This window comes from Streptomyces sp. NPDC007983 (assembly GCF_042958345.1).
Lineage (GTDB): Bacteria > Actinomycetota > Actinomycetes > Streptomycetales > Streptomycetaceae > Streptomyces.
On record NZ_JBIBJI010000002.1, the window covers coordinates 709,433 to 726,033 of the forward strand.

Consider the following 16,601-nt stretch of genomic DNA (forward strand, 5'->3'; position numbering starts at 1 on the left):
ATCCCAGCCCACCCAGGGGGCTCCGTCAGGAGGAGTGGCCAGGGTCGCGGAAGCATCGGGAGTACACGGCGAACGAAATGATCGGGTCGTCTCGCTTCCTGAAGGTGGCTTCCATCTGGGTATGCGTTTTGGGGTGAACAGCAAGAATCTCCCGGTTTCGATTCTTGCTCGCGTCCGGCCCGTCCTTCACGACCCGCCATCCCTGCTGCGGCAACTGGTCCGCGAGGTTGTTCATGCCCTTCTCAAGGGTCTTGTTGTCCACGTCGTAAATGGACCAGGGGTGTCGAACGCTGCGATACTTTTTCGTGTCGTCGCCGCCTACTTGGCAGGAGCTGGCCATGGGGGCAAGGTCGGTCACCTTTCCCTTGATTTTCAGCATCTCGAGCAGCCTGCTGGAGAGCGTGCCGACTTCCTCTTCCACTGCTCGACTTTTGCGGACCTGTGGTTCATAGCCCAGTCCGCTCGACTTGTCGTCCACCGAGGAACACCCCACCGTCAGCATCAGGGCGCCCAGTAGCGCCAGACTTGCGCAAACCTTCTTTCCGCCCGGCAGAGTCACTCGCGAGCCTCCTGCTTCAGTTGAACTTCGTCATACTCGCCCACAATGACACCGGCTTGATTTGTCAGACTCTTCGAGGCCCCACCGCTGTTGTAATTCCAGTATCCGCCATGGCCCTCGGTGTCCGTCGTCATGATATTGGCGCCGAACTCCGAATCCGAGGGCACGATCCTGTCCTCGCCGAGCCCGGCCGACTTACCCCAGCCCGGTACAGTGTCGTCCGGGGAAGCCATCGCCCAGAAGTGTTTGGGGTCGAGGCCCATGTCGCCTGGCGACGTTGCCTGCACGCCAGGGCTGGCTACCGTCATCACGTCATCCACCGGCAGGGGATCGGCGGCCCAACCCTCATGGTAGGGAGGATCGACCTTGGCGGCGTCACCTATGACCGTAGTGCCGTAACTGTGGCCCATGAGCGTGCTGTGCCCCTTTTCTCCCGTGGCCGTCTCGTGTGCCGCCGCATTGCCGTCGAGGAATTGTCGGAGGCGTGGAGCTCCTTCAGCTGCTTGATCATCGGACATGGCTTCGGGGAGAACGTCGTGTTCAATCATAGGTTTCACTGAGCGTGGAGCGTTGTAGTCGAACCACGTGATCGTCGACACGGAATCTTTGGGGCGCAGAGCGGAACTCTCCCGCCATAACGTCTCGCTCTTGTCCAGCTCGTCACCGATGTTGGTCTGATCCGTCTTCGAGCCCGGTACATACGTTGCGGTGTGGTCGGCGGTGTCCGGATTGCCGTTGGCGATGATGACCCTGCCGTCGGTATTCGCAAAGGGATCGAACCCGAGGAGATACGCCTCGGGAAGGTTATTCGTCCCCGTCCTCTCGAAGCGCTTCTCGATGTTGTCCATGCCGGCCAGCGCCTTGTCCAGCTGCTTGGCTCGATTCTCGTATTTGTGGTGCCAGGCGAGCCATTCGTCGGTGTACACCGCCTCGACCTTGGGGCCGAGAGACCTGAATTTCGTGGGCTCGGACGGGATCGCGTCCCGCTCCGTCTGGTACTGGGCGCGTGCCTCGCTCAGTACGGTGCGGTTCGCCTCGTCGCGGACTTCGGCGGGAAGTCCGTCCGTCTTGCCCAGGCCGGCCGGGTCCAGAGCGATCAGGGCTTCCTGTTGATCTTTGGACAGACCCTTCCACCACTGGGCGGTCAACTTGGGATCGCCGTTCTTGGGCCTGACCCTGATGGCGTCCAGGTAGTCCTTCGCGGCCGTCCTGACGCCTCCGGTGTCCTTCTTGGTGTCGATCCAGTCGTCATCGGAGACCGTCAGATCGTCATCGGCCTTCAGCGACCGCAGCTTCGGGGCCCACAACTCGTCGGCTTCCGCCGCCTCCTGGATCGCCTGGGCGATGCGGTCGGCGCACTCCAGGGCCCGGGCATGGTTCGGGTTGGGGTCAAGGTTGGCTGCCTGTCGGGCCACGGACCTGGCCGCGTCCGACGAATCATCGGCGTCCGAGAGCGGCCCCTTCGGCGATGGCTTTGCGATGCCGGAGACCTTTCCGCCCTCCGGAGTCTTGCCGTCCTCGCCCTTCTCGCCCCCCGCCGGATAGCTCACCGAGCCATCCGCGTTCACCGTGAGCTTCTGCTCCTGCGCATCGGCCACAGCGGAGTCGAGCTTGTTCTTCGCTGCCCGGAAGTCGCTTGCCATGGCGTTCAGCGCCGTACTGACGAGACCGCACTCCACCTGGATGTAATGGAAGTTCTGCCCTAATTTCCGTAACTGAGTGAGGGCTGCCGAAGCGGCCTCGCCCTCAAGAGCCGCCTGCATTTTGCCGGCGATCCGCCGCTCAACCGTCTCCCTGGCGTGGTCGGCCATGTTGCTGACGGACTGATAGCCATCGGCGGCGTCCTCGAACTCCGACGGCTTGAGGGACTTGAGAGTCGCGTAATCCACTGCTCCCCGTCACCTGCCCCGGCTCTTGCCGCCGACCGGCTTCGTGTCCTTGTATGCGCCGTCCAGTCGATCGAACGTGTGCTTGGTGGCCTCGTCATTCTTGTGGTGTTCATCCCCGGCCTTCTCCAGCCGGTCCTGGAGGGTGCCGCATTTGCCGCTCACGCCCTTCAGGTAGCGCGTCCAGGAGTGGTAGAGCTCCCGCTGGGCCGCCCCGCTCTTGGTGCTGCCGCCGGTCTCGCCGCCCGCGCCGAGGCCCTTCTGCCCCTCCTCCAGCTTTGTGAGCGCGGTCCTGATGTTCCCCCGAAGCCTGCCGACCTCCCTGCCCGCCGTCGTCCACGCGGTCTTGCTGGACTTCAGCTTTCCCGAGCCGTCCCGTCCCCACTCGGCGTTGAACGACATGTGCTCCCCCTCTGTAGCGCCACGCGACTGACAGTGATCGAGGCCTCAGTGTAGGGAGCCGGGCGGGACGCCTCCATGAGTGTGCGTACTCAGACGCCGGTCCAGGTGACCGGTAGGGCGTGGACGCCGTAGATGTTCATGTCGGTCTTGAGCCTCACCTCGTCCGCGGGGATGGCGAGCTGGAGGGTCGGGAAGCGGCGCAGCAGTCCGTCGAAACCGGCGCGCATCTCGATGCGGGCCAGTTGCTGGCCGAGGCATTGGTGGACGCCGTGGCCGAAGGACAGGTGGCCGCGGGCCTTGCGGTGGATGTCCAGGGTGTCGGGGTTGTCGAAGCGCTGGGGGTCGCGGTTGGCGGCCAGTAGCGAGACGACGACGGTCGATCCCTTACGGATTGTTTCCCCGCCGAGTTCGATGTCCTCCGTGGCGTAGCGATAGAAGATGTCGGCAACGGACAGGTAGCGCAGGAGTTCCTCGACGGCGTCGGGGAGCAGATCCGGGTCGGCGCGCAGTTCCGCCAGCTGCTCGGGGTGCTCCAGGAGCGCGAAGGTGCCAAGACCCAGCATGTTGGCGGTGGTCTCGTGGCCCGCGAGCAGCAGCAGGAAGGCGACGCCGGCCAGCTCCTCGATGGTCAGGTCGTCATCCCGGGCCAGGTCGGACAGCAGGTCCTCGCCGGGTTCGGCGCGCTTGCGCGTGACCAGTTCGGACAGGTACGCGGTCATCGCGCCGAACGCGGCTATCTTCTTGTCGAGCGTCTGGTCCTTGACCATGATCTTGGCGGAGTTGACCTGGAAGGTGTCGCGGTCCGCGTAGGGGACACCGAGCATTTCGCAGATCACCAGCGAGGGCACCGGCAGCGTGAACTCCTGGACCAGGTCGACCGGTGGGGTCAGGCGCGCCAGCTCGTCCAGTTGCCGTTCGGTGATCTCGATGATGTGCTCTTCGAGCATTTTCATGCGTTTGACGGTGAAGGCGCCGGTGAGCTTGCGCCGCAGCCGGGTGTGGTCCGGCGGGTCCATGGAGATGAACAGGCCCGGCGACTGCGGCACGGGCTCGGTGGGGGCGGGCATGCCGGAGATCTCGTACGGCACGTGGGGAATGCCGATGTCCCGGCGGGAGCTGAACCGGGTGTCGGCCATGAGCCGGCGAACCGCGTCGTAGCCGGTGACGAGCCAGCCCTCATGACCATCGGGGAAGTTCATGGGACTGACGGGGCGAGCCTCGCGCAGCCGGGTGATCCGGCGGGGCGGGTCGAAGGGGCCCGCGTCGCGCTCCAGGGGGAGGCCCTGCGGGATGGGAACCGTTCGACTCATCGGGATCCTTCCGTGGCGGTCGTTGTGGCCACATTCCCCGACGGGCCTGACAAACGACTGACACGGCTCTGATATCGGCCACAGCGGGGCGGCCCTAGAAGACGCCGCCCTTCACCTTGATCGTGATCTCACTGCCCTTGGGCGCCTTGTCGCCGCCGGACACCGACTGGTCCTTCACCGTGTCGCCCGGGAACAGCAGCGGCTTGTCGACGTTCACCGTGAAGCCCGCGTCCTCCAGCTTCCGCTTGGCGTCGTCGACCTTCTCGCCCTCGACGTCCGGGACCTCGATCATCTGCTGTCCCTTGGAGAGGGTGAGGGTCACCGTGTCGCCCTTGGCGCCCCTGGTGCCCTCGCCCGGGGACTGTTCGGCGATCGTGCCCCTGTCCTCGTCCGAGAACACCCGGCGCTCGGCGAACTCGACCTTGAAGCCCGCGTCGCGCAGCTCGGACCGGGCGTCGGCGGGGTCGTCGCCGATGAGGCCGGGGATGTCGATGGGCTCGCCCTTGCTGACCACGATGTTCACGGCCGTGTCGGGGCGGCGGACCGCGTCCGGCCCTGGGGTGGTGGAGAGCACCGCGTTCTGCGGGGTCTCGGTGCTGAAGCTGCGGGTGACGGTGCCCACCCTCAGCCCGGCGTCGGCGATCTTCTGCTTGGCCTCGGTGAGCGGCCGGCCGACCACGTTGGGCACCTCGGCCCGCGGCGGGCCCTGGGAGACGTGGATGATGACGGTACCGGTGGAGCGGATGCGCTCACCGACGCCGGGCTTGGTGCTGATGACCTTGTTCTTGTCCACGACGTCGCTGTAGTCCTGGACGACCTTCACGTCCAGACCGGCGCCGTGGAGCTTCTTCTCCGCGTCCGAGCGGGTCATCTTCAGCACGGACGGCACGTTGGTGAACTGCCCGGCGCTGATGTACCAGACCCCGGCGCCGATGCCGAGGGCCAGCAGCACGGCGGCGACGATCGTCACCACGCCGCGGCGCGGCATCCGGCGGCGCGGCCGGGGCTCGGGCGGGTCCGGGGGGAGGTCGAGGCGGCTGGTGTGGTGGAGGTCGTCCTGGGCGGACGCGGCGGCGGCCCCGGCGGGGCGGGGGATCACCGCCGTACGGTCCTCGGAGCCGTCGCCGGGGGCGTCCTCGTGGGCCTGCGGCGGTACGGCGTCCAGCTGGGCGTCGGTGAGGGCGGCCCGCGCCGTCCGCACCTGGCCGAGGAGCGCGACGGCGTCGGCGGGACGCAGGGACACATCGCGCGCGGTGGCGGAGGCGACCAGTCCGTCCAGCTCCGGCGCGACCTCGGGCGCGGCGACGGACGGGGGCGGGACGTCCTCGTGCAGATGCTGGTAGAGGACCTGCGCGGGGGTGCTGCCGCCGTGCGGCTTGGAGCCCGTGAGCATCTCGTACAGGACGACGCCGCACGCGTAGACGTCGGCGCGGGTGTCGGCCGTGCCGTGCTCGATCTGCTCGGGCGCGAGGTAGGACACGGTGCCCAGGACGGAGCCTGTGGAGGCGCTGGTGTTGGTGTCCACCGCCCTGACCAGGCCGAAGTCGGCGACCTTGACCCGGCCGTCGTCACCGATCAGGACGTTCTCCGGCTTCATGTCGCGGTGGACGAAGCCCGCGCGGTGGGCGGCGCCGAGGGCGGCCAGGACCGGTTCCAGGATGTCCAGGGCGGCGCGGGGCTGGAGGGCGCCGCGCTCGCGCAGCACGTCACGCAGGGTGCACCCGGCGACGTACTCCATGGCCAGGTAGACGTGCGCGCCGTCGGTGCCCTGGTCGTAGACGCCGACCACGTTGGCGTGCGCGAGTCTGGCGACGGACTTGGCCTCGCGGATGAAGCGGTCCACGAAGGCGGCGTCCGAGGCGAGGCTCTGGTGCATCACCTTCAGGGCGAGGACGCGGTCGAGCCGCGTGTCGACGGCCCGGTAGACCGTCGCCATCCCGCCCACGGCGATGCGCGCCTCGACGCGGTAGCGGCCGTCGAGCACCTGCCCGACAAGGGGGTCCTGGAGCGTCGTATCCACGAGAGTGCAGTCTACGAGCCGTCACCGCCGCGTCGGACCGGTCGCCCCATGTCCGCTACGTACTGCGACACAACGGTGACCTCGCCGTCAGTTGTGCGAGGCGGCGGCCAGGGCGGCCAGCTCCTCCAGGGCGGAGGTCCAGGCCAGGGCGGCGTACTCGGCGTGCTTGGCCTTGGCCTCGTCCGGGAGGTCGAGCGCGCGGATACCGGTCTCGGCGAGGCGGAGGCGGGTGCCCGCGCCCTCCGGGGAGAGCGTGAACTCGACCACGGTGGTCTGGCCGGGCCCGAGCGGGGCGCGGTCGGGCGCGTGGGCCAGCCGGAAGCGGAAGAGGGCGTCGGGGACCGCCCGCTCGACCCGGCCGTGGAACTCCCCGTGCTCGTCCCAGCGGAAGCGGACGGTGCCGCCGGGGTGCGGTTCGATCTCGCAGCCGCCGGGGGCGTACCAGGTGCGGATGTGCTCCGGCGTGGTCAGCACCCGCCAGACCCGGTCGGCGGGGGCGGCGACGTATGTCTCGCGTTCGATCCGGTCGGCCACGGCCACGGTCACGGCGACCACCTCCGCTTCCCACGGTAGGACGCCCCGTCGTCGTCCGTTACGCGAACGCGGGCCGCTCCGGGTCGAGGGCGGCCAGGCCCTCGGCCGGGGACGACGCCTCGGCGAAGTGGCGGCGCGGGATGCGGCCCGCCCGGTGCGCGAGCCGCCCCGCGGTCACCGCGTGCCGCATGGCCCCCGCCATCAGCACCGGCTCCTGGGCCCGCGTCACGGCCGAGGCCAGCATGACGGCCGCGCAGCCCAGCTCCATGGCCAGCGCGGCGTCGGACGCCGTGCCCGCGCCCGCGTCGAGGATCACCGGCACCCCGGCGCGCTCGGTGATGAGCTGGAAGTTGTGCGGGTTGCGGATGCCGAGGCCGGAGCCGATCGGCGAGCCCAGCGGCATGATCGCGGCGCAGCCGACATCCTCCAGCTTCCGGGCCAGCACCGGATCGTCGTTGGTGTACGGCAGGACGGTGAAGCCGTCGTCCACCAGGGTCTCGGCGGCCTCCAGCAGCTCGATGGGGTCGGGGAGCAGGGTGCGCTCGTCGGCGACGACCTCCAGCTTCACCCAGTCGGTGCCCAGGGCCTCGCGGGCGAGCCGGGCGGTCAGCACGGCCTCCCCGGCGGTGAAGCAGCCCGCGGTGTTGGGCAGCGGGCGGATGCCGTGCCGGTTCAGTACGGACAGCACCGAGCCCTGCACCGTGGGGTCCAGGCGGCGCATGGCGACCGTGGTCAGCTCGGTGCCGGAGGCGAGCAGCGAGCGCTCCAGGACGTCCAGGCTGGGCGCGCCGCCGGTGCCCATGATCAGGCGGGAGCCGAAGGTCGTATCGGCGATGGTGAGCGGATCGGCGTCGGTGAGGACCTCGTCGAGCGTCGTGGCCTGTGGTGTGGGGTGAGACATCTGGTTCAGCCTCCTTGGACCGCGGTGAGGACCTCGACGCGATCGCCGTCGCCGAGCGGGGTCGCGGGCCACTGGCCGCGCGGGACGACCGTCTCGTTGACGGCCGCGGCGACGCCCGAGGGCGCCTGGGTGAGGGTCGCGACGACCCCGTCGAGGGTGGTGCCGTCGGGCAGCTCGCGGGGCTCGCCGTTCACGGTGACGGTCATGCGATGTGCTCCTGTACTGCTGCGGTGTGGGGCGCGGTGGCCGCGAAGCGGCGCGGGGAGAACGGCCGTGCCTCGGGCGGCAGTTCGCCGCTGGTCAGCACCTCGGCCATGACATCGCCGGTGATCGGGGTGAGCAGGACGCCGTTGCGGTAGTGGCCGGTGGCCAGCTGGAGGCCCGGCAGCGCGGTCGGTCCGAGCAGCGGGGCGTTGTCGGGGGAGCCGGGGCGCAGCCCGGCGCGGGTCTCGACGAGCGGCAGCTCGGTGATGCCGGGCACCAGCTCGTGCGCGTCGCGCAGCAGCTCGTACACCCCGCCCGCGGTGACCGTGGTGTCCCAGCCCAGCTCCTCGGTGGTCGCGCCGACGACCAGCTCGCCGTTCTCGCGCGGGACGAGGTAGACATGCCCGCCGCGCACCACGGCCCGCACGGTCCGGGACAGGAAGGGCGCGTACGGGCCGGGCACCGACAGCCGCAGGACCTGGCCCTTGACGGGACGTACGGGCGGCAGGACCTCCTCGGGGACGCCCGGGAGCCGCCCGCTGAGGCTGCCGGCGGCCAGCACGGTCTGCTCGGCGGCCAGCCGGGTACCGTCGGCCAGCTCGGCCCCGGCGGCCCGGTCGCCGTCCAGCAGCAGCCGCTCCGCGCGGACGCGGTGGAGGGCCACCCCGGCACGCTCGCACGCCGTCAGCAGCGCCGCCGCCAGCCGCCGCGGGTCGACCTGGTGGTCGCCGTCGACGCGCAGGCCCCCGCGCACGCCCGGCGCGAGCATCGGCTCAAGGCGCCGGCATTCGCGGCCGGTCAGCCACTGGGCGTCCAGCCCGAGCCGCTGCTGGAAGGCGTGCAGCTCCCGCAGATGCGCGCGGTCGTCCGCGTCGAGCGCGACCGAGAGCGTGCCGCAGGTGCGAAAGCCCAGGTCGTGGCCGCTCGCCTCCTCCAGCTCCGCCACGAAGGACGGATAGCGGCGCGCCGAGGCCAGATTCAGCCCGAGCAGGGTCTGCTCGCCGTAGTGCAGCTCGGTGACGGCCGCCAGCATCCCGGCCGCGACCTGGGCGGCCCCGCCGCCGGGCGCCGGGTCGGCGACGGCGGTGCGCAAGCCCCGCTGGGCCGCCCGCCAGGCCGTGACCAGGCCGATGATGCCGCCGCCGATGACGAGGACGTCGTACGGCGCGTCACCGGTGGGTGCCTCACGTGCTGTGTGTGGTGGCGTGTGCATGGGCGGTTGCCCCCTCCCTTCGCCGGCATGACCCGGATCAGGTTCGTACGGTCGGAGGCCGCGCCAGCCTCCCTCTCAGCCCGGTGCGCCCGGGCTCCCGCGAGTGCTCTGTCCCGCCACCCTAGTACGCGCCCCGAATCGCCCGGAAGGGAGCGCCCCGGGCGCGGCAGGGGCGCCGGGCCCCGCGGCCCGCCCGTACGACGGCCGTCCGGCCGGCCGGGCTGTGCCCGAGATCTCGTCGTGCGCTCTGCGGTCCGCCCCACCTGCCGCAATACAGTGATCGTGTGAGCGATGAGACGACGAAGACGATGGCGTCCTCGGCGGGTGGCGGCGGACAGCGGGTGGTGATCGTCGGCGCGGGCATGGCGGGGGTGCAGACCGCCGTCGCGCTGCGGGAGCAGGGCTGGGCCGGGGAGATCCTGCTGCTGGGCGCCGAGCCCCATCAGCCGTACGACCGGCCGCCGCTGTCCAAGGCCGTGCTGCTCGGCAAGGCCGAGGGGTCCGCGTTCGACGTGGACTTCGCCGCGCTCGGCATCGAGCTGCGCCTCGGCGTCCCGGTGACCGGGCTGGACACCGGCGGGCGGACGGTGGGGACCGGATCGGGCCCGATCCCGTACGACGTCCTGGTGATCGCCACCGGCGCCGAGCCGATCGCCCTGCCCGGCAGCGAGGACGTGCCGGGCGTCCACCTCCTGCGCACCCTGGACGACGCCGAGCGGCTGCGCCCGGTGCTCGCCGGACAGGGCGAGATCGTGGTGGTCGGGGCGGGCTGGATCGGCGCGGAGTTCGCGACCGCGGCCCGCGAGGCGGGCTGCACGGTGACGGTCGTCGAGGCCGCGGACCGGCCGCTCGTCGGCGCCCTCCCGGCGGAGGTCGCCGCCCATATGACCGGCTGGTACGCGGACTACGGCGCCACCCTGGTCACCGGCGCGCGGGTGACCGCGCTCGACCGGAACGGGCTGCAGCTCGGCGATGGCACCCGGCTGCGGGCCGGTGCGGTGGTCGTCGGCATCGGCGCCCGGCCCGCGACCGGCTGGCTGGCCGGTTCGGGCGTGGAACTCGCCGAGGACCGGTCCGTCGCCGCCGACGAGGGGCTGCGCACCTCGGCGCCGGACGTGTACGCCGTCGGCGACTGCGCGTCCTTCCCCTCCGCCCGTTACGGGACCCGGCTGCTGGTGCACCACTGGGACAACGCGCTCCAGGGGCCGCGGACGGTCGCCGCCAACGTGGTGGGCAGCCGCACCGCGCACTTCCCCGGCCAGGTCTACGACCCGGTGCCGTACTTCTGGTCCGAGCAGTTCGGGCGGTTCGTGCAGTACGCCGGACACCACTCGGACGCCGACGAACTGGTCTGGCGGGGCGACCCGGACGGCGCCGCCTGGTCGGTGTGCTGGCTGCGGGACGGGGCCCTGGTCGCCCTGCTGGCCGTCGGCCGTCCGCGCGATCTGGCCCAGGGCCGCAAGCTGATCGAACGCGGCGCCCGGCTGGACCGGACCCGGGCCGCGGATCCGTCGGTGCCGCTGAAGTCGGCCGTTCTGTGACCCGCCGGTGCCCCCGGGCGGGGGTGCGGGGCCCGGCGGCCCCCGCACCCCGCGGCCCGCGCGGCGGACGCCCGGCTACCCACTGTCAGTCCCAGATGGCAGGCTTGTTCTGTGACCGAGATTGACGCAAAGATCGATGCTCTCGTCCCCGCCTGGCTCACTCTCCCCGACGTCGCCGACCGGCTGGGCGTCGAGGTGACCCGCGTGAGGCAGTTGGTCAAGGAGGGCCAGCTGATCGCGGTGCGCCGTGGCGAGAACCGGGTGCTGCAGGTGCCCGAGGACTTCGTCGGTGACGGGAAGATCGTCAAGGGCCTCGTGGGCACCCTGACCCTCCTCAAGGACGACGGCTTCAGCGACGAGGAGATGCTGGAGTGGCTCTTCACTCCCGACCCGAGCCTGCCGGGCACCCCGGCCCAGGCGCTGCGCGAGAATCGCGGCACGGAAGTGAAGCGGCGCGCGCAGGCGCTCGCCGTCTGACGCCGCCCGCCGCTCCCTGAACCACCGGGTTCCTGCACCATCAGGTTCCCGCACCGTCTCCGAACCATCAGGCGTACGGGCCGCACGGCCGCCGTCCCCGACGGCGCCCCGGCCCGTACGCCGCACGACCAGGGGGAAAAGCCACCCATGTCCGCACGTGAGCAGCTGGCCGACGCCCGCCTCTACCTGTGCACCGACGCGCGCAAGCGCCAGGGCGACCTGCCGGAGTTCCTGGACGCCGTGCTGGCGGCCGGGGTGGACATCGTCCAGCTGCGGGACAAGGGCATGGAGGCCGCCGAGGAGCTGGACCACCTCGCCGTCTTCGCCGACGCCTGCCGCCGCCACGGCAAGCTGCTCGCCGTCAACGACCGGGCGGACGTCGCCCACGCCTCCGGTGCCGACGTGCTCCACCTGGGCCAGGGCGATCTGCCGGTCCCGGCGGCCCGCGCCATCCTCGGGGACGGCCCGCTGATCGGGCGTTCCACGCATGCGGAGGCCGAGGTGGACGCGGCCCTCGCCGAGCCCGGCGTGGACTACTTCTGCACCGGCCCCTGCTGGCCCACCCCCACCAAGCCGGGCCGCCACGCCCCCGGCCTCCCCCTGGTCCGTCACGCGGCCGCCCGGCGCCCGGACCGGCCCTGGTTCGCGATCGGCGGCATCGACGCGTCGAACCTGGACGAGGTGCTGGAGGCGGGAGCGCGCCGGGTCGTCGTGGTGCGGGCCATCACCGAGGCCGCGGACCCGGCGGCGGCCACGGAAGCGCTGGTGAAGCGCGTCCGAGCGGCAGATGTCCCGTAGGTGTCGGAGGTGAGCCCGGCTCGATGAGTCTGTCCGCATTGCGGACTGGATCCCGGCAAAGCCCCCATAACCACGTCGCCGGGTGGGCGACGGCCACCCGGCTGGCTAACCTTCCCGTATGGCCCTAGGCACCGCTTCCACCAGGACTGATCGAGCCCTTACCGTGCGTGACCTGCTCGCATCCGGCGAGCAGTCGTATTCCTTCGAATTCTCCGCCCCGAAAACGGACAAGGGGCAGCACACGCTGTGGAACGCCATCCGCCGGCTGGAGGCCGTCTCACCGACCTTCGTCTCCGTGACCTACGGCGCCGGAGGCTCCTCCCGCGAGGGCACCGTCCGCGCCACCGAGCGCATCGCGACCGAAACCACCCTCACCCCGGTCGCCCATCTGACCGCGGTCAACCACTCCCTCGCCGAGCTGCGCAACATCATCGGCCAGTACGCCGGGGCCGGGATCCGCAACATGCTCGCCCTGCGCGGCGACCCGCCCGGCGACCCGATGGCCGACTGGGTCAAGCACCCCGACGGCATCACCTACGCCGCCGAGCTGGTCCGCCTGATCAAGGAGTCGGGAGACTTCTGCGTCGGCGTCGCCGCCTTCCCCGAGATGCACCCGCGCTCGACGGACTGGGACACCGACATCCGTCACTTCGTCGACAAGTGCCGCGCGGGCGCCGACTTCGCGATCACCCAGATGTTCTTCTACCCGGAGGACTATCTGCGGCTGCGCGACCGGGTCGCGGCCTCGGGCTGTACGACACCGATCATCCCTGAGATCATGCCGGTCACGAACGTCAGGCAGATCGAGCGGTTCGCGCAGCTCAGCAACGCCGCCTTCCCGCCGGAGCTGGCCGAGCGCATCCTGGCGGTCAAGGACGACGCGGCGGCTGTACGCTCGATCGGGATCGACTACGCGACAGAGCTGTGCGCGCGGTTGATGGCCGAGGAGATCCCCGGGCTGCACTTCATTACCCTGAACCACTCCACGGCGACGCTGGAAATCTACAAGAATCTGGGACTGCACCAGCGGTCCTGATGACGGCCGCCGAGGGGCAGCCGCACTGAGAGGGGCGGGCATGGGCTGGACGGTCCTCTACATCGCTTTCGGCGTCGTGGCGCTGTGGCTGTTGGGAGAGGTACTGCTGCAGTACAAGGCGCGGCTGCGCTGGCGGCTGCTGGCCTTCGTCGGCTTTCTGGGCGTCGTCGTCGGGGTACTGATCCCCTCGGTGGTGGTGATCGCCATCGGCGCGATCGCCTTCGCGGTCGGCCAGACCTACGTCACGCTCTCCTTCCGCCAAGGCTTCGAGAAGGGCTGGGCGCTGGACGGCATCCCCGGGGTGCCGGGGCTCGGCCGCGGACGCGAGCGCGGGCCCGGTCCGGGGCCGGACGATCCGGAGCCCGAGCCGGTGCTCCAGGTCTCGGGCCTGGAGGACGTCCAGGTCTCCCGGCCCGAGCCGCCCACCTATCGGCCGGAGCCGCTGCCGGACGACACCAGCGAGTACGGCGTTTACGAGGAGCCGTCCCCGTTCACCCCCGCCTCCGGCGCCTACGCGGACCCGAACGCCGGCTACAGCGCGTACGAGACGTACGCCGGGTACGGCGCGCAGGACGGCCAGGGCGCTCAGGGGCAGGGCCAGGGCTACGGTGACGTGGGCTACGGCCAGGGCCAGGACGTGTACGCGGACGCCGGGCAGTACGGCTACCAGGACCAGGCGTACGCGGGCTACCAGCAGGACCCGTACGCCGCTTCGTACGACCAGCAGTCCTACGGTCAGCAGCAGCCCTACGGGCAGGCCCAGTACCCCGACCCGTACGCGGGCTACCAGCAGGACCCGTACGCCGCCGGTGCGTACGGCGGCGACCACTACGCGGCGGACGCCTCGTACGGCTCCCCGCAGCAGTACCCCCCGGGCGCCGACGCGATGGAGCCGGGTGGCTCCTGGGTCCCGCAGCAGCGCGAGGGCGACGCCCCGCCCGGCCAGCAGGACCAGCCGCCGTACCCCTACCAGCAGCAGGGTTTCCAGCAGGGATACGACGAGCAGTACCGCTTCTGACGGGGCGCGGACCGGGGAGCGCGGCGCACTACTGTGAGCCGCGCCAGTCCTGGCCCTCGACGATCAGGCCCGCCACCAGCGCCCCCGACATTCCGGCGTGGGCCAGCCCACCGCCCGGATGGGACCAGCCGCCCGCCAGATAGAGGCCCGGGAGCCGGGTGAGGTTGGCGGGGTGCAGATACCGGCCCCCGGCACCGGCCAGCGCCGGGCCCGGCACGGAGCCGCCCGCGACACCGGTGTCGGCGGCGATGTCGCGGGGGGTGCGGACCTCGCGCCACAGGATCCGGTCCCGCAGCCCCGGTATGGCCGCCTCGGCGGCCGTGATCAGCCGGTCCGCGGTCTGCCCGGCGGCCTCCGCGCCGGTCCAGTCGTCCGGTCCGTGCGGGGCGACGACCGCGCCGAGGGTGACGGCCTCGTGGCCGTCGTCGGGGCGGGTCGCGGGATCGTCCGGCCGCAGGACGGTGACGGTGGGGTGAGCAGAGGGCTCGCGCAGGCCGTCGCGGTCACCGCTGCCCTTGCCCTCGGTTTCGCCGAAGACGGCGGTCAGCTCCGCCTCGCGGTCCGGGGTGTGCACCACGGTCCGGTGCACCGCGTCCTCGGGGCGGCCGCCGCGCAGCGCCAGGAAGACGCTGAGCCGGCCGGGCGGACCGCTGCCGGGCCGCCCCCGCCCGGGCGTCACGTCCTCGCCCTCCCGCCAGGGCTCCTGGCCGCCCAGCAGGGCGGGCAGCAGCGCCGGGTCGATGCCCGCGACCACCGCGTCCGCCTCGGCGACCGTGCCGTCGGCCAGCTCGACGCCCGCCGCCCGGCCGTCCTTCTCGACGATGCCGGTGACCTCGGCCTCGAAGCAGAATTCCACCTTCCGCTTGCCGCAGCGCTCGTACAGCGCGTCGGCGAGCGCCCGCATCCCGCCGCCGACGTACCAGGTGCCGAAGGTCTGCTCCAGATAGGGCAGCACGGTGGCGCTCGCGGGGGCGGCGCGCGGGTCCAGGCCGTACGCGAGGGCGTGGCTCTCCAGCAGGGCGACGGCCCGCGGATCCACCAGCTCACGCCGCGCCACCTCGGCCAGGGTGGGCACCCGCGGACGGCCGCCGCCGCGCGCGAAGAGCCCGCCGAACCAGCCACGCCGCACGGGGGCGGCCGCCGGATACGGATCGCCGCCCAGCGCCTGCCAGTCGGTGCGCAGCGGCTCCTCCAGCAGGGGTCGGCGGGTGGCGTCCCACGCCTCGCGCGCCCGGTTGACCAGATCGCTCCAGCGCTCGCCCGCGCCCGCGCCGAAGGCGCCGTCCAGCGCCCGGAGCACCCCGGCGCGCGAGGCGTTGGGCAGCAGGACGTCCGTGCCGTCGGCGAAGAGATGCCGCGCCGCCGGGTCGACCTGGGTGAGCCGGACGGTCTGCTCCAGGGTCTCCTTGCCGGTCTTCACGAACAGGTCCCGGTAGACGGCGGGCAGCCGCAGCAGCCCCGGGCCCGTGTCGAACCGGAAGCCGTCCCGCTCGAACAGCCCCACCGCGCCGCCGTGGGTCCGGCCGCGCTCGTACACCACCACCCGGTGGCCCGCGACGGCCAGCCGGGCGGCAGCCGCCATGGCGCCCATCCCGGCGCCGATCACCGCAATCCGTGCCATGCCAGTGACTTTATCCGGCCCCGCCGACAGCCCCGCGCTCGTCCCCAGGCGAACGCTGGGCGGGTGCGCGCGGACTGAGTACCCGTACCTAGTCGCCGAGATGAGTAGGCGCGCGGATGGGCGGCGACCCCCGTGAACGAGAGAGTGGAGCACACGGAAGGGACGCGGACCTGACCGCCGACACGGGGCGGCGGTACGGCACGGTGGCTCTTCCGGACGGGGGAGCCGCCGGGGAATTCGCCCCCGGGGGCTCTCACGGGGGAAACACGGGGGAAAGTACGGGGGAAACGGGGGAAGTACGGGGGGAGGCGCTGTTCCGAGGCGGGTCGATGGGGGTCGAACCGCTCCGGAACAGCGCCTTCTGTTTCGTGCGGGGGACCCTCCGGCGGCCGCTGCCGTACGGCAGCGTCAGCCCGGAGCCGGCGCCCCCTTGGCCAGGGCTCCGCCCACCCGGCCCTGCAACAGCCGCGACAGGGCGGCGTGGACGTCGTCCAGCGACCGCTCCGGCTGGTAGGACTGCCAGTCGAGCGCCGCCACCAGCACCATCCCGAACAGCGCCGAGGCGGTCAGCGGGATGTCGATGTCGTCGCTCAGCTCCCGCGCCGCCACCCCGGCCCGCAGCTCGGTCTCGATCACCGCTATGGCCTGCTGCCTGACCATCATCAGCGTCGACTGCCAGACCCGGTTGGTGCGCCACAGCTCGGCCACGTACAGCTGGGTCAGGGCCGGATACCGGGAGATGAAGTGCAGCCCGGCCCGGACCATGGCGTCCAGCGCGTCCACATGGCTGCCGCCGCGCTCGGCGTTCTCGTCGGCGGCGTTCTGCAGCGAGGCGGTCAGCAGCTCGACGCCGTGCCGCAGCAGCTCCTCGAAGAGCACGGTCTTCGACGCGAAGTTGTAGTACACCGTGCCCTTGGCCACCCCCGCCCGCTCGGCGATCTCGTCCACGGTGGTGGAGGAGAAGCCCTGTTCGGCGATGAGGGTGACCGCTGCCTCGAAGAGTTTCTGCCGGGTGCCCTGGCGGCGCGTGCTGCTGTCCATGGCGCCGATTCTGCCCGCTGCCGGAGTGGTCCCGCTCACA

16 protein-coding genes and 1 riboswitch are annotated in these 16,601 nt (G+C 71.5%); of the genes, 5 read left to right on the forward strand and 11 right to left on the reverse strand.

The features are described 5' to 3' along the window. Positions 1–25 precede the first annotated feature (25 nt). From ACFZCY_RS07630 to thiO, 9 genes are all read right to left on the reverse strand, one after another. Positions 26–559 (reverse strand): hypothetical protein, encoded by a 534-nt coding sequence (locus tag ACFZCY_RS07630; protein WP_391170089.1) that lies wholly within the window; start codon positions 557–559, stop codon positions 26–28. Next, the gene (locus ACFZCY_RS07635; protein WP_391170090.1) at positions 556–2,448 is read right to left on the reverse strand and encodes an alpha/beta hydrolase; all 1,893 of its coding nucleotides are present in this window, start codon (positions 2,446–2,448) and stop codon (positions 556–558) included. Before ACFZCY_RS07635 ends, ACFZCY_RS07630 begins: the two co-directional genes overlap by 4 nt. Before the next feature lie 9 nt (positions 2,449–2,457). Beyond that, positions 2,458–2,847, reverse strand: a complete 390-nt coding sequence (locus ACFZCY_RS07640) for a hypothetical protein (protein WP_391170091.1) — start codon at positions 2,845–2,847, stop codon at positions 2,458–2,460. Between the two features lie 89 nt (positions 2,848–2,936). Continuing rightward, positions 2,937–4,157: a cytochrome P450 gene (locus tag ACFZCY_RS07645; RefSeq protein WP_391170092.1), complete on the reverse strand. Its 1,221-nt coding sequence runs from the start codon at positions 4,155–4,157 to the stop codon at positions 2,937–2,939. A 94-nt stretch (positions 4,158–4,251) separates the two neighbouring features. After that, positions 4,252–6,177, reverse strand: a complete 1,926-nt coding sequence (gene pknB / locus ACFZCY_RS07650) for a Stk1 family PASTA domain-containing Ser/Thr kinase (RefSeq protein ID WP_391170093.1) — start codon at positions 6,175–6,177, stop codon at positions 4,252–4,254. 87 nt (positions 6,178–6,264) lie between these two features. After that, positions 6,265–6,723 carry an SRPBCC domain-containing protein gene (locus ACFZCY_RS07655; RefSeq protein ID WP_391170094.1) on the reverse strand — a complete coding sequence of 153 codons (459 nt, stop codon included), beginning with the start codon at positions 6,721–6,723 and terminating at the stop codon, positions 6,265–6,267. A 46-nt stretch (positions 6,724–6,769) separates the two neighbouring features. Next, on the reverse strand, positions 6,770–7,612 hold the full coding sequence (locus tag ACFZCY_RS07660) for a thiazole synthase (protein ID WP_391170095.1): 843 nt from the start codon (positions 7,610–7,612) through the stop codon (positions 6,770–6,772). Positions 7,613–7,617: 5 nt separating this feature from the next. Further along, on the reverse strand, positions 7,618–7,818 hold the full coding sequence (gene thiS, locus ACFZCY_RS07665) for a sulfur carrier protein ThiS (RefSeq protein ID WP_123106968.1): 201 nt from the start codon (positions 7,816–7,818) through the stop codon (positions 7,618–7,620). Further along, on the reverse strand, positions 7,815–9,029 hold the full coding sequence (gene thiO, locus ACFZCY_RS07670; protein ID WP_391170096.1) for a glycine oxidase ThiO: 1,215 nt from the start codon (positions 9,027–9,029) through the stop codon (positions 7,815–7,817). Before thiO ends, thiS begins: the two co-directional genes overlap by 4 nt. Then, positions 9,027–9,140, reverse strand: a riboswitch (TPP riboswitch). It overlaps the preceding gene by 3 nt. A 197-nt stretch (positions 9,141–9,337) precedes the next feature. On the opposite strand from thiO, the gene ACFZCY_RS07675 reads away from it, so the two are divergent. The 5 genes from ACFZCY_RS07675 (at position 9,338) to ACFZCY_RS07695 (ending at position 13,899) form a co-directional block, all read left to right on the forward strand. Continuing rightward, complete coding sequence (locus ACFZCY_RS07675; protein WP_391170427.1) at positions 9,338–10,570, forward strand: FAD-dependent oxidoreductase; 1,233 nt, start codon at positions 9,338–9,340, stop codon at positions 10,568–10,570. A 111-nt stretch (positions 10,571–10,681) separates the two neighbouring features. Continuing rightward, entirely contained in the window at positions 10,682–11,047 is a 366-nt protein-coding gene (locus tag ACFZCY_RS07680) for an Rv2175c family DNA-binding protein (RefSeq protein WP_391170097.1), read from the forward strand. A gap of 147 nt (positions 11,048–11,194) precedes the next feature. Beyond that, the gene (gene thiE / locus ACFZCY_RS07685; protein ID WP_391170098.1) at positions 11,195–11,845 is read left to right on the forward strand and encodes a thiamine phosphate synthase; all 651 of its coding nucleotides are present in this window, start codon (positions 11,195–11,197) and stop codon (positions 11,843–11,845) included. A 118-nt stretch (positions 11,846–11,963) separates the two neighbouring features. Further along, the gene (metF, locus tag ACFZCY_RS07690; RefSeq protein ID WP_361487572.1) at positions 11,964–12,881 is read left to right on the forward strand and encodes a methylenetetrahydrofolate reductase [NAD(P)H]; all 918 of its coding nucleotides are present in this window, start codon (positions 11,964–11,966) and stop codon (positions 12,879–12,881) included. 40 nt (positions 12,882–12,921) lie between these two features. Continuing rightward, complete coding sequence (locus ACFZCY_RS07695) at positions 12,922–13,899, forward strand: hypothetical protein (protein WP_391170099.1); 978 nt, start codon at positions 12,922–12,924, stop codon at positions 13,897–13,899. A 28-nt stretch (positions 13,900–13,927) separates the two neighbouring features. Here ACFZCY_RS07695 and ACFZCY_RS07700 read toward each other — a convergent pair whose 3' ends face one another. Next, entirely contained in the window at positions 13,928–15,520 is a 1,593-nt protein-coding gene (locus tag ACFZCY_RS07700) for an FAD-dependent oxidoreductase (RefSeq protein ID WP_391170100.1), read from the reverse strand. A 408-nt stretch (positions 15,521–15,928) separates the two neighbouring features. After that, positions 15,929–16,561, reverse strand: coding sequence for a TetR/AcrR family transcriptional regulator (locus tag ACFZCY_RS07705; protein ID WP_361487565.1), 633 nt, complete (start codon positions 16,559–16,561; stop codon positions 15,929–15,931). Positions 16,562–16,601: the final 40 nt, after the last annotated feature.

What these genes read in the sequence shown, in the direction of transcription:
- ACFZCY_RS07700 (WP_391170100.1), bottom strand. Translation starts at nt 15,520, where the DNA reads ATGGCACGGATTGCGGTGATCGGCGCCGGGATGGGCGCCATGGCGGCT.
- ACFZCY_RS07695 (WP_391170099.1), top strand. Translation starts at nt 12,922, where the DNA reads ATGGGCTGGACGGTCCTCTACATCGCTTTCGGCGTCGTGGCGCTGTGG.
- metF (WP_361487572.1), top strand. Translation starts at nt 11,964, where the DNA reads ATGGCCCTAGGCACCGCTTCCACCAGGACTGATCGAGCCCTTACCGTG.
- ACFZCY_RS07640 (WP_391170091.1), bottom strand. Translation starts at nt 2,847, where the DNA reads ATGTCGTTCAACGCCGAGTGGGGACGGGACGGCTCGGGAAAGCTGAAG.
- thiO (WP_391170096.1), bottom strand. Translation starts at nt 9,029, where the DNA reads ATGCACACGCCACCACACACAGCACGTGAGGCACCCACCGGTGACGCG.
- ACFZCY_RS07645 (WP_391170092.1), bottom strand. Translation starts at nt 4,157, where the DNA reads ATGAGTCGAACGGTTCCCATCCCGCAGGGCCTCCCCCTGGAGCGCGAC.
- ACFZCY_RS07705 (WP_361487565.1), bottom strand. Translation starts at nt 16,561, where the DNA reads ATGGACAGCAGCACGCGCCGCCAGGGCACCCGGCAGAAACTCTTCGAG.
- ACFZCY_RS07660 (WP_391170095.1), bottom strand. Translation starts at nt 7,612, where the DNA reads ATGTCTCACCCCACACCACAGGCCACGACGCTCGACGAGGTCCTCACC.
- thiS (WP_123106968.1), bottom strand. Translation starts at nt 7,818, where the DNA reads ATGACCGTCACCGTGAACGGCGAGCCCCGCGAGCTGCCCGACGGCACC.
- thiE (WP_391170098.1), top strand. Translation starts at nt 11,195, where the DNA reads ATGTCCGCACGTGAGCAGCTGGCCGACGCCCGCCTCTACCTGTGCACC.
- ACFZCY_RS07675 (WP_391170427.1), top strand. Translation starts at nt 9,338, where the DNA reads ATGGCGTCCTCGGCGGGTGGCGGCGGACAGCGGGTGGTGATCGTCGGC.